Source organism: Komagataeibacter europaeus LMG 18890, from assembly GCF_000285295.1.
GTDB classification, from domain to species: domain Bacteria; phylum Pseudomonadota; class Alphaproteobacteria; order Acetobacterales; family Acetobacteraceae; genus Komagataeibacter; species Komagataeibacter europaeus.
Map to the genome: position 1 here is coordinate 1 of NZ_CADP01000235.1, position 2129 is coordinate 2129.

General features: G+C 65.5%; 3 protein-coding genes and 1 pseudogene. All 4 read left to right on the forward strand.

Going from position 1 to position 2129, the window contains the following annotated elements; translation table 11 throughout:
• Window positions 1–391: ATP-binding protein (locus GEU01_RS21035; RefSeq protein ID WP_019086499.1), on the forward strand; the 391-nt coding region annotated here is incomplete at its 5' end.
• 117 nt (window positions 392–508) lie between these two features.
• Complete coding sequence (locus tag GEU01_RS23725; RefSeq protein WP_019087583.1) at window positions 509–694, forward strand: hypothetical protein; 186 nt, start codon at window positions 509–511, stop codon at window positions 692–694.
• Between the two features lies 1 nt (window position 695).
• On the forward strand, window positions 696–1313 hold the full coding sequence (locus GEU01_RS21045; protein ID WP_232272653.1) for a hypothetical protein: 618 nt from the start codon (window positions 696–698) through the stop codon (window positions 1311–1313).
• A pseudogene (locus GEU01_RS21050) lies at window positions 1313–2129 on the forward strand (hypothetical protein); the annotation flags it as partial. The gene GEU01_RS21045 and the pseudogene GEU01_RS21050, both read left to right, overlap by 1 nt.

The following is a 2129-nucleotide window of genomic DNA, read 5'->3' on the forward strand; positions in this document are numbered from 1 at the left end:
CCTGGCCACGGCCATTGGCCGGAGCTGCATCCGCACAGGTCGGCGTGGCCGGTTCTTCAACGTGGTGGACCTGGTCAACCGGCTTGAGGCTGACAGTCGGGCGGCAAGGGCGGGTCGGCTGGCCGAACAACTCGGCCGACTGGACTTTGTCATCCTCGACGAACTGGGATACCTGCCCTTTGCCCAGTCTGGCGGACAGTTGCTGTTCCATATGATCAGCCGCCTTTATGAACAGACCTCGGTCATTGTCACCACGAACCTGTCCTTCGGTGAATGGGCCAGTGTATTCGCCGACGCCAAGATGACCACGGCACTGCTCGACCGTCTGACCCATCACTGCGACATCATCGAGACAGGGAACGAAAGCTGGCGGTTCAGGAACCGTAACTGAACCTCTCTCCAGATCCATACCTGCCCCGGCCTGTCTCCTTACGCCTACGGCTTCAGGAGACAGGCCGGCCCTTCAACAGGGGGTTAATATTGCATGCCGATCAGGGGTTATTTTTGAGTGCCGATTGACATCAACGGCCTCGCCATCGGGGCAGCGGCCAGTTACTCGCGCCTGATCCAGATCGCGTATGCGTCCAGCACGTCGGTCACCAACGTGACCGGCGTGACACTGGCCGGTGGGGTGGTGGACCTACCCGCGACAACCGGCACGGCCTATCGTGCGGGGACGGTGTCCTTTGGCTGACGTGACGCAGAACGGTTTTGCCCTGCGCATCCGCAAGCTGCTGCCGACCGGGTGGTTCCCGGCGGCTCCTGCAGCGGGGGAGGCGGAACAGGCCCCGGTGCTGAACGCGCTGCTGCAGGGCTTTGGCAGCATGTTCGCATGGATATGGGATATGCTGTCGGGAACGGCCGACCAGACCCGGCTGGCGACCATGACTGGCGCGTTCCTGGACATGTTCGCCGCCGACTTCTTCGGCACGCTGCTGCCCCGCAACCCCGGCGAAAGTGACGACGCCTACCGCGCCCGGATCGAGGAAGCGCTGTTCCCCTCGCTGGGCACGCGGCCCGACGTGGTGGACGTGATTGCCGATGAAGTCGGGACCGCCGGGCGCGTGATCGAACCGCGCAATGCATCCGACTGCAAGGGCATCGCCAGCATGGCTGCCCCCGCCATCGGCGGCGGCTACGGCTATGGCGTGTCGGCCTTGCGCTACGGGTCGCGCGCGGCACCCTTCCAGCTATTCGCCCAGTTGCCGACCGGCGATACCAGCCCGCCCGCAACGCAGACACTGGACCGCATTGCCGATGTGATGCCCGCAGGCACCATCGCGTGGGTTCAGGACGTGGAGAACCCTGAATAATGGACAGACAGATCGTCTACCCCGCGCAGATCCCGCTGGACAGCGACCAGCTGAACGCCCAGCGCAATGCGTATGTGGGTCTGGGCCAGCTTGCGGCCATGGCTTACGGCTGGTCCACCGTGGCCGCCAGCGGCTTTGCCTGCGCGCCCGGAACCGGGCTGGCCGTGACCGTCGCGCCCGGATCCCTTCTGGCCCCCGGCGTGGTGGATGCATCCGCCTATGGCACGCTTGCCGCCGTTTCCAGCGCGCTGGTGCGCCAGTACGCCAGCCGCGATCCCGTCACGCTGGCGGTGCCGGGGGCAGGGGCGACCTATACCGTTTATGTCACGCCCGCCACGGTCGATACGGATGATACCGTACTGCCGTTCTACAACGCCGCCGACCCGTCCGTGACCTATGCCGGTGCCGATAACAGCGGAAAGACCGCGCCCACCGTGCGGCAGGACATGGCGCAGATCGGCATTGGCGCGTCCGTGCCGGATGGCGCATATCCGCTGTGGACCATAACCGTTCCCGCCGGGGCCACGTCCATCACGGCGGACATGATCGCACAGGCGGGTGGCGCGCCGTTTTACGACACCATCCCGCAGCTGCAGGCGGCCAAGCAGGATGCACTGGGCTTCACCCCCGTGCAGCAGGGCGGCGGCCCCAGCCAGACCACCGACAAGATCAACCTGGGTCAGGACGCAACCTATTCCGGCCTGCTGCGCATAGCGATTGATGGCGTGGACAAGGGCACCCTGCTGTCCGGCACGTATCTGGCCACCATCACGGGTACGACCGGCGACCTGCCGGGCATGGGGCTGTGGTTCCAGA